The organism is Prevotella sp. P5-108, assembly GCF_002251385.1.
In the GTDB taxonomy this organism is placed as follows: Bacteria; Bacteroidota; Bacteroidia; order Bacteroidales; family Bacteroidaceae; genus Prevotella.
Window position 1 is genome coordinate 1 of sequence record NZ_NPJJ01000055.1, and the last position, 254, is coordinate 254.

Sequence of the window (254 nt, forward strand, 5' to 3'; positions counted from 1 at the left end):
CAATGCTAAAATCAAGGCTTTTAGAACACAGTTCAGAGGTGTAGGGGATATCAGGTTCTTCATGTACAGGCTGGCAACACTTTATTCCTAACATACGGTGTTACCAACCGGAAAAATCCGCTGACCCGATAAAGGATGTGGTTCCCATGCGACCTAACGAAATATGGGTCAGTGACATAACGTACATAGAAACAACTGAGGGTGTGTGTTACTTGTCGCTTATCACGGATGCCTATTCTCATAAGATTGTGGGA

2 pseudogenes are annotated in these 254 nt (G+C 43.7%); both read left to right on the top strand.

The features are described 5' to 3' along the window. Positions 1 to 91 (top strand): annotated as a pseudogene (locus tag CIK95_RS13365) (transposase); the annotation flags it as partial. Positions 92 to 158: 67 nt separating this feature from the next. After that, positions 159 to 254: pseudogene (locus CIK95_RS13485) on the top strand (IS3 family transposase); the annotation flags it as partial.